The sequence below is a fragment of the Thalassospira sp. GB04J01 genome (assembly GCF_000751115.1).
Classification (GTDB): domain Bacteria; phylum Pseudomonadota; class Alphaproteobacteria; order Rhodospirillales; family Thalassospiraceae; genus Thalassospira; species Thalassospira lucentensis.
Genome location: NZ_CCDX020000005.1, coordinates 137,012 through 150,843, shown reverse-complemented (window position 1 = coordinate 150,843; position 13,832 = coordinate 137,012). Strand labels below are relative to the sequence as shown.

The window sequence follows — 13,832 nt, the reverse complement described above, 5'->3', positions numbered from 1 at the left end:
GTGCTTTACCTTGTATCTGGTCGAGAATTCCGGTAATTACGGGCGTTCCGGCCAATAGATGACAGGTGACGGTCCAAAGGGCTACCTGCCGGAAATCCGGTTCAGATGTTTTAGAACAACCATAAGAGAAGACGTTGCCTGAACAGGTTTGCATATCACTTGACGCGATGGGAGGAGACCACGCGCCAGAGATGGTCGTAGCTGGTGCCGAGATCGCACTTAAGAGGCTCCCCCATCTCAAGTTTTTGATGTTTGGCGATGAAGCGCGACTTACGCCGCTGCTTGCCAAATACCCAGCATTGAAAGCGGTGAGCGAGGTTCGCCACGCTTCGCAAGAAGTCACGATGGACGACAAGCCTTCTGTCGCGCTGCGTCAGCGCCGTGACTCCAGCATGCGTCTGGCGATCAATGCGGTCAAAGACGGTAGCGCACAGGGTGTTATATCGGCCGGGAATACCGGCGCGTTGATGGCGATGGCAAAATTCGTTCTGAAAACCGTGCGCGGTATCGATCGTCCCGCCATTGCGACATATATGCCAACCCAGCGTGGCGAAACCGTCATGCTTGATCTTGGTGCCAACATTGAATGTGATGAAAACAATCTGGTGCAGTTCGCCCTGATGGGAGAAGTATTTACCCGCATTCTGTTTGGCCTTGAAAAACCGTCGGTTGGCTTGCTTAACGTTGGCATTGAAGAGCTTAAAGGCAACGAATCGGTCAAGAAGGCTGCGGTGATCCTGCGCGAAATTGATTTGCCGATCCGCTTTGCTGGTTTTGTCGAGGGCGATGATCTTGCAAAAGGTACGGTCGATGTGATCGTCACCGATGGTTTTACCGGCAACGTTGCCCTTAAAACAGCAGAAGGCACAGCACGACTTCTTGTGCATTTTCTGCGTGAAACCTTCAAAAGTTCATTCTTTGCCAAACTTGGCTATCTTCTTGCGCGTCGTTCGCTTCAGCGTTTTCGCGACCGTATGGATCCGCGCCGCTACAACGGTGCGATGTTGCTTGGCCTTAACGGTATAGCTGTTAAAAGCCACGGCGGCACGGATGCTCTTGGGTTCTCAAATGCGATTGGCGTTTGCCATGATCTGATTGTGAATAATCTCAATGACAGCATCAAAAATGAACTTGCTGCCTTTGAACAGGCCATGTCGGGTAAAACAGTAGAAGAAATTGCTGTTTCTGCCGGTCAGGCCGACTGATAAATTCAACAAAATACTAGAAAACTGGCGGTCTTCACATCATGACAGTTCGTTCTCGCATTATTGGTTGCGGCTCCTACCTTCCTGCAAATGTCGTAACCAATGACGAGTTGGCAAAGCGCGTCGATACATCCGATGAATGGATTGTTGCGCGCACAGGTATTCGTCAACGTCACATTGCAGCCGACGACCAGACCACCAGTGATCTGGCGGTTGAGGCGGCAAAAAAGGCGATGGAACATGCCGGTGTTACTGCTGCTGATATTGATCTGATTATTGTTGCGACTGCTACACCTGATAATACATTCCCGGCGACCGCGACCAAGGTTCAACACCGTCTTGGTGTTACCGGCTTTGCCTTTGACGTTCAGGCGGTATGTTCTGGCTTCATCTACGGTTTGACGACAGCTGATATGTATATCCGTAACGGTCAGGCCAAAACCGCCCTTGTGATTGGTGCCGAAACATTTTCGCGTATCCTTGACTGGGAAGACCGCCGGACCTGTGTTCTGTTTGGTGACGGGGCAGGGGCTGTTGTCGTTCAGGGATTTGAAGGTACCGGAACGCTCGAAGATCAGGGCATCCATGCCAGCCGTTTGCATTCAGACGGCAGTAAGTATGAACTTCTTTATGTTGACGGCGGCCCATCTGCCACCCAGACCGTTGGACATCTGCGGATGGAAGGCAAAGAAGTCTTCCGTCATGCCGTAACCAATTTGGCCGGTGTGATTCGTGAAGTTCTTGCTGATACCGGGCTTGAGGCCGCTGACATTGACTGGCTGGTTCCCCATCAGGCGAACCGTCGCATCCTTGACAGTACGGCCAAGAAATTCGGAATTTCGCCAGACAAGGTTGTGGTGACTGTTGATCGTCACGCCAATACGTCGGCTGCGTCGATTCCCCTGGCATTGGCAGAAGCCGTGCATGACGGACGCATTAAACGCGGCGATATCGTTATTCTTGAAGCGATGGGTGGTGGTTTTACCTGGGGTGCGTCGCTCGTTCGCTGGTAAAATGACGGCAGTTATCTTTGCTGTTAGGCAGAAAAGAACGCCATTTCCTTAAAAATCACAACATTCCGCCATAAAGCAGTGTATCCTGTTGATATTGACTGATTTCGCCACCAGATATAGCCTTGTGTATATAGTCCCGAAATAAGGAGGCGGCCTGTTATGTCGGAAACAACGATTACCCGTGCGGATCTCGCTGAAGCCGTTTACCAGGAAGTAGGTCTGTCGCGGAACGAGTCCGCCCAGCTACTTGAAACTGTTCTTGATGAAATTTCGACCGCGTTGATCAAAGACGAAGTGGTGAAGATTTCCTCGTTTGGAAGCTTCTCTGTGCGTCAGAAAGGCCAGCGTATCGGACGGAATCCTAAAACGGGTGACGAAGTGCCCATCTTGCCGCGGAAGGTTCTTGTGTTCCGACCGTCGCAGGTGCTGAAAGCCCGCATTAACGCTTAAGAAAAGAAGTCATGAAAACGAACTTGGGGGCTGCGGCGGGACCATCCCGCCGGACAGCAAAGTCTGATTCTGCCTTTCGCACAATTAGCGAGGCAGCAAAAGAACTTGGTCTTCAACAGCATGTGCTGCGGTTTTGGGAATCCAAGTTTCCTCAGATCCAGCCAATGAAACGGGCTGGCGGGCGGCGCTATTATCGTCCGGAGGATATCGAATTCCTCGCCAGTATTCGAACACTGTTGCATGATCAGGGTTTCACCATCAAAGGTGTCCAGAAGCTGCTTGATCAGAACAAGGGCAAACTTCCCGGTGAAATCACGGTAAATGCCAGTGATGTTGATCAGGGTTCTGTTGGCGGTTTTGCATCAAGTGTTTCAAGCAATACCGGCTTGAATAAAGCTGCGGTTGAGACTGTTCTTGGTGAATTACAGGAACTGCAGGACATCCTTCGTGCCAGCTTGCGGGACATCAAAAAAAATCCATAAAAACCATTTGCGTCTTTGGCGCCGCGCGGCTATTTATCGAGCCGCGCTAAAGAGCGCAAACATACGGTCGGAGCGTGGCGCAGCCTGGTAGCGCACCTGCATGGGGTGCAGGGGGTCGGAGGTTCGAATCCTCTCGCTCCGACCAATTTATTTCCCCTTACAGATAAATCCCACATCAGGTGCCTTGTAATGCGTCAGGTATCAGGCGTCCGACAGTTGTGATGTCGCCATCATCCGTGACACGGATCAGAATAATTTCGCCAGACTGTGGGTAAATCCCGGTCAGTGCTGTGATATTCACCTGATGGGTAACCATTAAGGCCTTCATGCCGGTCGGAAGACTGCCAAGGCGTTCAATCGTCTGATTGGTTTGGCGGTTTTGCAGACCACGGTCCGAGAAAAACGAATTAAGTGCTGGTTCTTCCTGAACGGCCCCCAGATCAAGCAGTGCTGCGGTTTCAAGGCACCGACACCACTGACTGCTTAGCACGATATCAATCGCAATGCCCTGCACGCGGATAAGTGCCCCTGTGGTGCGTGCCTGACTTTTTCCGGTGTCATCAAGATTACGCTGGGTGCTGCAATCGCCCAATTTAAATTCGGCGGGATCACCGGTTCCCGGCGCAATTGCATGGCGCATCAAGGCATGAACGCCCGGTTCGGCCAGTATTTCCCATGAGTCTTGTGGGGATGATTGCGCATTGGCAGGTATTCGTCCGAGCGTTAGTGCAACACAGACAGATACTACTGTGATGAGGATGGATCGCATGACACTTCACTTTCGTCGGTGACAAGGAGGTCTCCTTGATACCCGATGATCTGTCATACGGATCAGTTTGTATGCGTTGTCGCAAGTGAGCAGGATCGTCAGATCACAGGTTTTGCACAACGACTTGCCAGCAAGCAGGCCGTCCTGCGCATTGTAAAGTGCCCTATGGCCTATGCCAAAGGGTCACGCCTTTGCATTAGTCGTAGAAACACGGCGACCTTCGTCGGTCAGTTTGCAGATCAGCCAATCGGGCTTGATCGGATTGTCGAACCAGGGGGCCGCCCAGCCATGATCAATGCAGCTTTGGACTGTCTTGTCGCTGATCTGTTTGCCATTTTTGTCAAACAGTGGCAGTTTTCCGCCCGGTTGGCTCAGGCCCCGACGTAGCCATTCAAGCTGAACGTCGGTTGGTTTTGAATGTTTTTTACCCGTCATCGGTACTCCCTGCACCGTTATGGTATCAGTGATATATTCAACATTGGATGCCATCAGTGTGGCGGATAATCAACTTTGGAGCAATCGCAATGACAGCAGATCACTTTCAGCCAAGCGAAATGTCATTTTTATATGTTACCGTTCCGGATATGGACACGGCGCGTGTGATTGCAGGCGGTGCCATTGGCGAAAAATTGGCCGCATGCGCAAACGTGTTGCCCCAAATGACGGCTATTTACGAATGGGATGGGGATGTCGAAGAGGAAAGCGAACTTATTGTGATCCTTAAGACTGCAAAATCATCCGCATCTGCACTGGCAAAATGGATCGAAGACAATCACCCGTATGAGGTGCCTTGTATTCTTGAAATACCGCTTGGCCGGGGGAACCACGACTATGTCAACTGGTTGCAAAAGCAGATGGGATCAAGATCACGGTTGATGTGATTGCATCGCAGCGATTTGCCCCCTAGGATGGCGCAAATTTAATCCATTAGGTGACGTTTTTTAATGAACCAGTTTACTAAAATGGCCCTTGAAATGGGGCCTTTGATTTTATTCTTTGCCGCCAATGCGACAACCAATCTGATGACGGCAACGGCTGTGTTCGTTGCCGCTACGGTTGTCGCCCTTAGCGTATCTTACATCATCGCGCGCACCATCCCGATTATGCCGCTTATTGGTGGTGCTTTCGTGATCGTGTTTGGTGGATTGACCCTTTATCTTGATGACGATCTGTTTATCAAAATCAAGCCGACGATTGTGAACCTGTTGTTTGCAGCAATCCTGTTTGGTGGCCTGATGGCCGGAAAGCTTTTTCTCAAGCTGGTTTTGGAAAGCGCGTTCAAGGCAACCGATGAAGGTTGGCGTATCCTGACGTGGCGCTGGGCGATCTTTTTCGTTGTTCTTGCGGTGATCAACGAAGTGGTCTGGCGTAACTTTTCGACCGACACATGGGTTGCGTTCAAGGTTTGGGGCATCATGCCGCTCACCATGGTCTTTGGCATGGCGCAAGTGCCGGTGCTGATGAAATATCAGTTACCAGAAGAAGAGGGCGGCCCAGCGGCTTCCTGATCGACCGGACATAAAAATAGACAAAGGGGCAGGATATAAATCCTGCCCCTTTGTTGTTCAGCGAAAGGTGCTACGCGCGAACCCGGATGATTATGTGATCGGGAGTGCGATGCTGGCCGCTGCCTGTGCTGCGATGCCTTCTTCGCGACCGGTAAAGCCAAGTTTTTCGGTGGTGGTGGCTTTGACATTGACCCGGTCGATATCAATCGCAAGGATTTCTGCGACTTTCTGGCGCATCGCGCTTGTATGCGGTCCGATTTTAGGCCGTTCGCAAATCAACGTCAGATCGACATTCACAATCCTGCCGCCGCGTTGACGGACAAGGTCTGCGGCATGCTTAAGAAAGATATCGGACGCCGCACCTTTCCATTTCATATCGCTAGGAGGGAAATGCTGGCCAATATCGCCCGCACCAATCGCACCAAGGATCGCATCGGTTAAGGTATGTAGTCCTACATCGGCATCGGAATGCCCCTCAAGGCGGGCTGTGTGCGGCACTTTAACGCCACACAGGATACAATGGTCGCCCGGCGCAAACCGATGCACGTCAAAGCCGGTTCCCGCACGGTATTCTTCCTGTGGCATTGCCGTATCTTCCATTTTTTTCATTTCAGTGGGGGCGATCCAGTTTTGTGCCCGGCCAAAATCATCGCGCAGGGTGATCTTGTCATTCGCAGTTGCACCTTCGACGCAGACCACGTCCAGACCAAGTTGCTCGAGAAGGGACGCGTCATCGGTCTGTTCTTGACCCTCGAACTGCGAATGGGCATCCAAAATGGTCTTGAAGATAAACCCTTGCGGGGTCTGGGCACGGCGAAGGCTATCGCGCGAAATGGTGCGCAAAATGATGTTGTTTTCATCTGTTTGCTTGATCGTATCCGCGACGGGCAGGGTGGGTATGGCCCCGGCATGGGTTTCAAGGGCATGAAGAACCCGCGAAATAACCGCATCGGAAACTCCCGGCCGGGCGGCGTCATGGATCAAAACAACATCAGGCGATTTGCCCGCCAGTGCCCGCAAACCATTTAAAACGGATTGCTGGCGGGTTTGGCCACCGTTAACCGGTATTGGGATATCGGCCTTGCAGGCAACTTCGGACATCGCATCCTCGTACCAATCCTGATGGATTGGATTATATACGATTTGAATAAGGTCTGCGGATGTATGACCGACAAAGCAATCAACGCAGTGAGCCAGCAGGCTTTTGCCGCCAAGTTGGTGATATTGTTTTGGTAATGGGTCACCAAATCTGCTACCGCTGCCCGCAGCAACGATGACAACCCCGATTTTTTGGGTCATAAATATTGTGCCGTCGCTTGTCTGAATTGCGCCGCAGGCTATCTTTATGCGGAGAATTTGCCAAGTCGGCATTTTGCCTATCGAGATCTTTCGATCAAGACAAACGGATCAACGGACCTTCCTATGCTGGCTGCATACATTCATATCTTGGCGTTGTTACCGCTGACCGCGCAGATTTTGCGTCAGGAGCCGCGTCGCGACATATGGCTGTATGGATCGATTTTCCTGGCCGCGATCGGGACAATGGTTTTGCTTGGCGTGACCGGTGAAGAAGTGCAGTCACGCGGATTTGCCGCAGCCCTGCACTGGTCCGAGCTTACCGTTATTGTGATATTCGGCGGATTGGTGATTTGCAAGGGGCCGCAACAGGTTTGGCGACTGGCGGGCTATATCGGCGGGTATTTGTTGCTGTTTGCGGTGTTGGCGGCTGTTTTCAGTGTGTTGTTGTATCGCCATGAGCCGGCAACTGTTCACGGTCCGGCTTTATATTCTGGCTGGCTGTGGGCGCATATCGGCAGCTCGCTTGTAACCTATGCCCTTGTGACCTTGGCAGCGATTGCGGCAATGGCCTATGTTGTGCAGGAACATGCTCTCAAACATCGAAAGCCGACACGATGGAGCCGTCGCTTGCCACCGCTTCGCGATAGTGAATACATGTTGGTTGGCTTTTTGAAATGGTCGGCATGGGTGTTGGTGATCGGCATTGTATCGGGCTTTGCGCTTCGTTATGTCGAAGGCAGCCCCATTTGGTCGATTGACCATAAAATGCTTTTGACACTTCTGGGTTTTGCCACCATCTGCACGCTTATCTTTATCCATGAAAAGTCTACCTTGCGCGGTAGAATGGCTGTGCGCTTTGTTCTTGGGGCTTGGTTGCTGCTGACGCTGGCATTTCCGGGCGTTCGGTTTGTTACTGGTTATATCGTCGGCTGATCAGTGCGTAATTGCTGATCAGTGTGCGGTGCGATATGTCTTCGCCTTAAGTCGACACCCCTTAAAACATCCCCTGTTTTCAGTATATTCCTGATCGTTTACGTGCTTTCGCACAACGTTATTTCAGATGATACGCTTAGAGTTGTTGCAACTGGGGGCCAGTTTTATTAATCTGCCCAAGTTTTAGGCAATCGGAATTCCTTCATGTCATTGCAGATTGGTTCTGTACACGTGCCAGAGAATGTCATTCTGGCACCCATGTCAGGTGTGACTGACCTTCCATTTCGACAGCAGGTCCGCCAGTTTGGCGGTCACCTTGTTGTGTCTGAAATGATTGCGTCAGACGCCATGATTCGCATCCAGCGCCACGATAAGGAAGTGCGCAAGATGCATGGAGATTGTGCAGCCGAAAGCCCGCTTTCCGTTCAACTGGCCGGGACAGAGCCCGAAGAAATGGCGCAAGCCGCCAAGATGAATGAAGCACGCGGTGCCATGATCATTGATATCAACATGGGCTGCCCGGCAAAGAAAGTGACCAAGGGATACGCGGGTTCGGCCTTGATGCGCGATGAATGCCTTGCAGCTGATATCATCAAGGCCACCGTGGATGCGGTGTCTGTTCCAGTGACGCTTAAAATGCGGTTGGGCTGGGACGATGATTGCCGGAATGCACCGGCTCTTGCCAAAATTGCCGAAGACCTCGGTATTGCGATGCTGACCATTCATGGTCGTACTCGGTGCCAGTTTTACAAAGGCGAAGCGGATTGGGACGCTATTTCGCTGGTCAAGGATACAGTTTCCATTCCTGTTATCGGCAATGGGGACGTTAACAGCGAAGAAGACGCTGCTGAACTTTTGAAACGCTCAGGGGCCGATGGTGTTATGATTGGGCGCGGTGCGCAGGGGCGGCCTTGGTTCCTTGAACAAGTTTCACATTATTTGAAAACCGGCGAGAAGCTGGCTGCACCATCACTGGCAGTCCAGCTTGAAACCATCCTGCGTCACTATGACGCGATGATTGCCCATCATGGTCGTCAGGGTGTCCGGATCGCGCGCAAACATCTGGCCTGGTATTGCAATAGCCTTCGCAACGCGACGGAATTTCGGCGTGTTGTCAATGTATTGGATGATCCAGATAAGGTGAAAGATCAAATCCGCGCTTTTTACGAACCGCTGGTAGAAAACGAAATCAAACTCGATCGGCAAGCAGCCTGATCGTATTATAACAATAAAATGACGATGAAAATCGTTGGGGAAGAATTGAATGAGACTGGGATTTGGAAAAGGCAACGGGGTTGACCCGACGGGCGTATTGAACGCCATTGCGAGTGCCGTCGTCGTTGCCAACCGAGATGGTAATATCCGTTTTGTCAATCAGGCGACGGAACAGCTGTTTAACACCAGTGCAAGTGTTCTGTGCCGCACTAATCTGACGGACTATATCCCCGGTGATAGCCCGGTTTTTTCTTTGATCAGGCAGGCAATTGATGGCGCAACTTTGGTTGCAGACCACAACCTGATGATCGAAAGCCCGAAAATCGGTAAGCACACAGTCAATCTGACTGTCGGTTCGATGCCAGATGAAAGTGACTGTGCTGTTCTGACATTTGAACCGCGCTCTATCGCGCAAAAAATTGACAATCAGCTGCTGAGCCGAAATTCTGCCCGCTCTGTCAGTGCCATGGCGGCCATCCTTGCCCACGAAATCAAAAACCCGCTTTCGGGTATTCGTGGTGCAGCACAACTGCTTGAACAGACAAGCAATGAGGATGACCGGGTTTTGACGCGTCTGATTTGCGATGAAGCCGACCGGATTGTTGACCTTGTCGACCGGATGGAGATTTTCTCTGACAAACCGCTCGAACGTGGGGCTGTGAATATTCATACGGTTCTTGAGCACGTGCGTCGCCTGGCTGAAAATGGTTTTGGTAAACATCTGGTTTTCGAAGAGGTATATGATCCATCCTTGCCGCCGGTGTTTGGCAACCGCGATCAGCTCATTCAGGTGTTTCTCAATCTTTTGAAAAATGCTGGTGAGGCGGTCGATGCCGACGATGGTACGATCATCATTTCTACCCGCTATCAACACGGTGTCCGTCTTGCGGTTGCAGGTGCGGATGCGCGGGTGCATTTGCCGCTTGTCGTGTCGGTCCGCGACAATGGTCCGGGGATTTCGCCAGATATGCGCGAAAGCCTGTTTGACCCATTTGTGACAACAAAACCAACTGGTACGGGGCTTGGCCTTGCACTGGTGGCGAAAATTATTAATGACCATGGCGGCGTGATTGAGGTCAAGGATGTGCCGGGGGGCGGCGCTGAATTCCAGATCATGCTGCCGATATATAACCGTGCGCTGGCCGAAGATGTCGACGAGGGGGAAACAATGAAGAACAGGGGTGAAACCGTATGACCACGCGCCCGGCAAGAATTCTTGTAGCCGATGATGATCGTGCGATCCGTACAGTACTGACACAGGCGTTGTCCCGTCAGGGGCATGAAGTCCGCAGCACCGGCCATGGCCGCACACTTTGGGACTGGATTGCCGATGGGGATGGCGATCTAGTAATCACGGATGTGATGATGCCTGATGAAAACGGGCTGGATATGGTTCCGCGTATTCGCAAACTGCGCCCGGATCTGCGCGTGATTGTTATGAGCGCACAAAACACGCTTATGACTGCGGTTAAAGCCGCCCAGCGTGGTGCGTTTGAATACCTTCCAAAACCATTTGATCTCAATGAGTTGATAAGTATTGTTGATCGGGCACTCGAAACACCGCAGCAAGACGAAAAACGTGCCGCCACAGATGAAGAAGGCGATGACCGACTGCCGTTGATCGGCCGTTCAGCCGCAATGCAGGAAATTTATCGTGCGCTGGCGCGCTTGATGAATACCGACCTAACTGTGATGGTGACCGGTGAAAGTGGGACGGGGAAGGAACTTGTTGCACGCGCGTTGCATGAATACGGCGGGCGCCGTCATGGACCGTTTGTTGCGATTAACATGGCGGCCATTCCGCGTGAATTGATCGAAAGCGAACTGTTTGGGCATGAAAAGGGTGCCTTTACTGGCGCCAACGAACGCAAGGTTGGTCGATTTGAACAGGCCGAGGGTGGGACATTATTCCTTGATGAAATCGGCGACATGCCGCTCGAAGCACAGACCCGGCTTTTGCGTGTTTTGCAGGAAGGCGAATATACCCGTGTGGGTGGTCGTACGCCGATCCGGGTTAACGTGCGCATTGTCGCGGCAACCCACCGTGATTTGCGCAAATTGATCCGCGAAGGGACCTTCCGCGAAGATTTGTTCTATCGCTTGAACGTTGTGCCGATCCGTCTGCCGTCTTTGCGCGAACGTCTGGAAGATATCCCGGAATTGGTTAATCACTTCCTGATGCAAGCCAGCGAAGAGGGACTTCCGCGTAAAACACTGTCATCAGATGCGATGGCAAGGCTTAAGGCGCATCGGTGGCCGGGTAATATTCGTGAACTGGAAAACATGGTTCGCCGTCTTACCGCTCTTTACTCGCATGACGTGATCGGCGTTGATGTGATCGAGACCGAGTTCTCAGAAAACAGCATCAATGACGCGGCACCAAGTGCCGAGCCACAGTCACTGTCGGAATCGATCGAACGCCATGTCCGTGAGTATTTTGATGCCCATGATGAAGACTTGCCGTCTGCCGGGCTGTATGATCGCATCTTGCGCGAAATGGAACGCCCACTTTTGAATATCACCCTTGAAGCGACCCGGGGAAATCAGGTCAAGGCGGCCGAAGTTCTTGGGTTGAACCGTAATACCCTGCGTAAGAAAATTCGTGATCTTGGGCTGGAAGTCGTCAGAGGCACGAAATGAATAATACCGACCGTTCGATCTCCAACCGGTTTTTGCGGTCGGGCTTTGTACGGTTTCTGGGGCGGTTGGGCCAGTCGCGCAGGTTTGCGTTTGGCTTGGTCGCAGCTGCACTCATATCGGTAACTGCAACCTATCTTGCGATGACGGGGACGGCGCCATTCCAGCCCGATCCGCGTTTGATCCTGTTGCTGTTAAATGCCGATCTGGTTCTGGTTTTGCTGCTAGCAACACTGGTGGCCCGGAAACTGGTGCAGATTTGGGTCGAACGTCGGCGTGGTGTCGCGGGCGCAAAGCTTCACACCCGTATGGTTCTGATGTTTTCGTTGGTGGCGGTGACGCCGGCGATTGTGGTGGCTGTCTTTTCGGCCTTGTTCCTGCATTTCGGGATTCAGGGCTGGTTCAGTGACCGGATCAGAACGGCGGTCGAAGAAAGCATGGTGATTGCTGATGCGTACCTTAAAGAGCATCAGGAATTGATCCGTGCAGACGTCCTGGCGACGACCAACGATCTTCAACGGTTTGGCGTGAATTTCTCGACCAATGCGGATCGAATTTCCGACATTCTAACCGATCAGGCGCTGGCGCGTGGGTTGCCGGAAGTCTTGATGATTGATGGTTCTGGGCAGATTATTGCTCAGTCGGATTACAGTTTTTCGAATGATTTTGAACTAAAGAATATCCCGCCGGAAGTTTTTGACGACGCACGGATCAAGGATGTAGTCCTGATGATCGGGTCGTCTGATAACCGGATCCGGGCGTTGGCAAAAATCCCAAGTTTCGTTGATGCATATTTGCTGGTCGGCCGGTTTGTTGATCCCAACGTTCTGGACCGCATTGACAAGGCACGTCGCGCTGTTGATGCCTATGAAAGTCTCGAAGGTGAACGATCAGGGATTGTCATCACCTTTGTGATGATCTTTGTGTTGATTTCGGTTGTGTTGTTGCTGGCCGCGGTGACCCTTGGTCTTATGGTTGCGACGCGATTGGTGCAGCCGGTGTCCCAGTTGATCATTGCTGCTGAGCGCGTGCGCGATGGTGATCTGACGTACCGTGTACCGCTGGACGGGCAGGGTGACGAACTTGAAGCGTTGTCGCGTGCCTTTAACCGAATGACCGCACAGCTTGATACGCAACGCAATGAGTTGGTCGCGGCAAACCGGCTCAATGATGAGCGACGACGCTTTACCGAAGCGATCCTTGGCGGGGTAACTGCGGGTGTAATTGGCCTGGACCCTGAAAGCAATATCGAGCTGCCGAACCGCAGTGCATCCGATTTGCTGGGCGTGGACCTCGAAGATTATCTCGGTCAGAAACTAAGCACTGTTATCCCCGAGTTTGCGCCGCTATTTGGCGATCTGACCCGTGATGGAGACCGCAGCAAGCCGCGCCAGATCGAAATTCGCCGAAATGGCGTCAATTTGACTCTTCTGGCACGTGTTACCGCAGAATGGGCGGACGATGGTGCTGTTTTCGGTTACGTCGTCACATTCGATGATGTCACTGAGTTGCAAACTGCCCAGCGGATGGCTGCCTGGGCCGATGTTGCACGCCGTATCGCCCATGAGATCAAAAACCCGCTTACCCCGATCCAGCTTTCTGCTGAACGGCTTAAGCGGCGTTATCTCAAGCAGATTGGCGACGACAAGGAAGTGTTCCAAACCTGTACCGACACGATCATTCGTCAGGTATCAGACATCGGTCGTATGGTTGACGAGTTTTCAAGCTTCGCCCGGATGCCATCCCCCAAAATGCGTTCAGAGAAAATAACCGATCTTGTTAAGAGCGCTATTTTTCTTCAAAAACAGGCGCATACAAAGATTACGTATGACTTTGATTCAAATGCGTTTCGCGATCTGAAAATCTCATGTGATTCGCGTCAGGTTAATCAATGTCTGACAAATACGCTGAAGAATGCGGCTGAGGCAATTGATGGTCGCGATGGAGATCCCGGTGACTTGCCACCGGGGCGGATCGAAGTATCGATCACGCAATCGGATGAAACAAAACGCGTGTTTGTTGCGGTTTCCGATAATGGCCGTGGGCTTCCGGTTGAACATCGTGAACGTCTCACCGAACCGTATGTTACGACCCGTGCTAAGGGAACCGGACTTGGATTGGCGATCGTCAAGAAAATCATGGAAGATCATGGTGGAGAACTGATACTGTCTGACGGTGTTGAAGCGGGGGCAACGGTTACGCTTTCCTTCCCGCTGGTTGTTGATCTTGCAACGGACGATCCAGCGGACGACACACATTCCTAAGGCAGTTGATCCAATTGCCTGCCTTACAATGAAAACAGAAAATTGATTTGGTCACGA

The 13,832-nt window shown here is 52.0% G+C and carries 14 protein-coding genes and 1 tRNA gene; 12 read left to right on the top strand and 3 right to left on the bottom strand.

All coding sequences use genetic code 11. The annotated features are described in order from the left end of the window. Positions 1-134: 134 nt before the first annotated feature. From plsX to AMM48_RS02190, 5 genes are all read left to right on the top strand, one after another. Positions 135-1,205 (top strand): phosphate acyltransferase PlsX, encoded by a 1,071-nt coding sequence (plsX, locus tag AMM48_RS02210; protein ID WP_051145985.1) that lies wholly within the window; start codon positions 135-137, stop codon positions 1,203-1,205. 41 nt (positions 1,206-1,246) lie between these two features. Beyond that, entirely contained in the window at positions 1,247-2,218 is a 972-nt protein-coding gene (locus AMM48_RS02205; RefSeq protein ID WP_102782755.1) for a beta-ketoacyl-ACP synthase III, read from the top strand. Positions 2,219-2,377: 159 nt separating this feature from the next. Beyond that, positions 2,378-2,668 carry an integration host factor subunit alpha gene (locus AMM48_RS02200; RefSeq protein ID WP_101300519.1) on the top strand — a complete coding sequence of 97 codons (291 nt, stop codon included), beginning with the start codon at positions 2,378-2,380 and terminating at the stop codon, positions 2,666-2,668. An 11-nt stretch (positions 2,669-2,679) separates the two neighbouring features. Next, complete coding sequence (locus AMM48_RS02195; protein WP_102782754.1) at positions 2,680-3,150, top strand: MerR family transcriptional regulator; 471 nt, start codon at positions 2,680-2,682, stop codon at positions 3,148-3,150. 68 nt (positions 3,151-3,218) lie between these two features. Further along, a tRNA-Pro gene (locus AMM48_RS02190) sits at positions 3,219-3,295 on the top strand. A gap of 30 nt (positions 3,296-3,325) precedes the next feature. On the opposite strand, the gene AMM48_RS02185 is transcribed toward AMM48_RS02190, so the two are convergent. Next, positions 3,326-3,919, bottom strand: coding sequence for a histidine phosphatase family protein (locus AMM48_RS02185; protein WP_244271091.1), 594 nt, complete (start codon positions 3,917-3,919; stop codon positions 3,326-3,328). A gap of 183 nt (positions 3,920-4,102) precedes the next feature. Next, positions 4,103-4,354 carry a hypothetical protein gene (locus tag AMM48_RS02180; RefSeq protein WP_102782752.1) on the bottom strand — a complete coding sequence of 84 codons (252 nt, stop codon included), beginning with the start codon at positions 4,352-4,354 and terminating at the stop codon, positions 4,103-4,105. An 89-nt stretch (positions 4,355-4,443) separates the two neighbouring features. Between AMM48_RS02180 and cutA the strand changes: the two genes are divergently transcribed. Together cutA and AMM48_RS02170 are read left to right on the top strand one after the other, a co-directional pair. After that, a complete protein-coding gene (gene cutA, locus AMM48_RS02175) occupies positions 4,444-4,800 on the top strand; it encodes a divalent-cation tolerance protein CutA (protein WP_102782751.1) in 357 nt (118 codons plus the stop codon). 63 nt (positions 4,801-4,863) lie between these two features. Then, positions 4,864-5,427 (top strand): septation protein A, encoded by a 564-nt coding sequence (locus AMM48_RS02170; protein ID WP_102782750.1) that lies wholly within the window; start codon positions 4,864-4,866, stop codon positions 5,425-5,427. Positions 5,428-5,517: 90 nt separating this feature from the next. Here the strand turns inward: AMM48_RS02170 and AMM48_RS02165 are convergent, their stop codons facing one another. After that, entirely contained in the window at positions 5,518-6,726 is a 1,209-nt protein-coding gene (locus AMM48_RS02165) for a bifunctional 2-C-methyl-D-erythritol 4-phosphate cytidylyltransferase/2-C-methyl-D-erythritol 2,4-cyclodiphosphate synthase (RefSeq protein WP_102782749.1), read from the bottom strand. A gap of 123 nt (positions 6,727-6,849) precedes the next feature. Here AMM48_RS02165 and ccsA point away from each other — a divergent pair, with 123 nt between their 5' ends. From ccsA to AMM48_RS02140, 5 genes are all read left to right on the top strand, one after another. Beyond that, positions 6,850-7,659 (top strand): cytochrome c biogenesis protein CcsA, encoded by an 810-nt coding sequence (gene ccsA / locus AMM48_RS02160; RefSeq protein ID WP_022732258.1) that lies wholly within the window; start codon positions 6,850-6,852, stop codon positions 7,657-7,659. A gap of 204 nt (positions 7,660-7,863) precedes the next feature. Further along, a complete protein-coding gene (gene dusB / locus AMM48_RS02155) occupies positions 7,864-8,874 on the top strand; it encodes a tRNA dihydrouridine synthase DusB (protein ID WP_102782748.1) in 1,011 nt (336 codons plus the stop codon). A gap of 49 nt (positions 8,875-8,923) precedes the next feature. Next, positions 8,924-10,069: an ATP-binding protein gene (locus AMM48_RS02150; RefSeq protein ID WP_022732256.1), complete on the top strand. Its 1,146-nt coding sequence runs from the start codon at positions 8,924-8,926 to the stop codon at positions 10,067-10,069. Further along, positions 10,066-11,514, top strand: coding sequence for a nitrogen regulation protein NR(I) (gene ntrC, locus AMM48_RS02145; protein ID WP_102782747.1), 1,449 nt, complete (start codon positions 10,066-10,068; stop codon positions 11,512-11,514). Before AMM48_RS02150 ends, ntrC begins: the two co-directional genes overlap by 4 nt. Beyond that, the gene (locus AMM48_RS02140) at positions 11,511-13,775 is read left to right on the top strand and encodes a PAS domain-containing sensor histidine kinase (protein WP_102782746.1); all 2,265 of its coding nucleotides are present in this window, start codon (positions 11,511-11,513) and stop codon (positions 13,773-13,775) included. Before ntrC ends, AMM48_RS02140 begins: the two co-directional genes overlap by 4 nt. Positions 13,776-13,832: the final 57 nt, after the last annotated feature.

Coding starts and splice junctions, on each gene's coding strand:
- AMM48_RS02205 (WP_102782755.1), top strand. CDS start 1,247: ATGACAGTTCGTTCTCGCATTATTGGTTGCGGCTCCTACCTTCCTGCA.
- AMM48_RS02200 (WP_101300519.1), top strand. CDS start 2,378: ATGTCGGAAACAACGATTACCCGTGCGGATCTCGCTGAAGCCGTTTAC.
- AMM48_RS02195 (WP_102782754.1), top strand. CDS start 2,680: ATGAAAACGAACTTGGGGGCTGCGGCGGGACCATCCCGCCGGACAGCA.
- AMM48_RS02185 (WP_244271091.1), bottom strand. CDS start 3,919: ATGCGATCCATCCTCATCACAGTAGTATCTGTCTGTGTTGCACTAACG.
- AMM48_RS02180 (WP_102782752.1), bottom strand. CDS start 4,354: ATGACGGGTAAAAAACATTCAAAACCAACCGACGTTCAGCTTGAATGG.
- cutA (WP_102782751.1), top strand. CDS start 4,444: ATGACAGCAGATCACTTTCAGCCAAGCGAAATGTCATTTTTATATGTT.
- AMM48_RS02170 (WP_102782750.1), top strand. CDS start 4,864: ATGAACCAGTTTACTAAAATGGCCCTTGAAATGGGGCCTTTGATTTTA.
- AMM48_RS02165 (WP_102782749.1), bottom strand. CDS start 6,726: ATGACCCAAAAAATCGGGGTTGTCATCGTTGCTGCGGGCAGCGGTAGC.
- ccsA (WP_022732258.1), top strand. CDS start 6,850: ATGCTGGCTGCATACATTCATATCTTGGCGTTGTTACCGCTGACCGCG.
- dusB (WP_102782748.1), top strand. CDS start 7,864: ATGTCATTGCAGATTGGTTCTGTACACGTGCCAGAGAATGTCATTCTG.
- AMM48_RS02150 (WP_022732256.1), top strand. CDS start 8,924: ATGAGACTGGGATTTGGAAAAGGCAACGGGGTTGACCCGACGGGCGTA.
- ntrC (WP_102782747.1), top strand. CDS start 10,066: ATGACCACGCGCCCGGCAAGAATTCTTGTAGCCGATGATGATCGTGCG.
- AMM48_RS02140 (WP_102782746.1), top strand. CDS start 11,511: ATGAATAATACCGACCGTTCGATCTCCAACCGGTTTTTGCGGTCGGGC.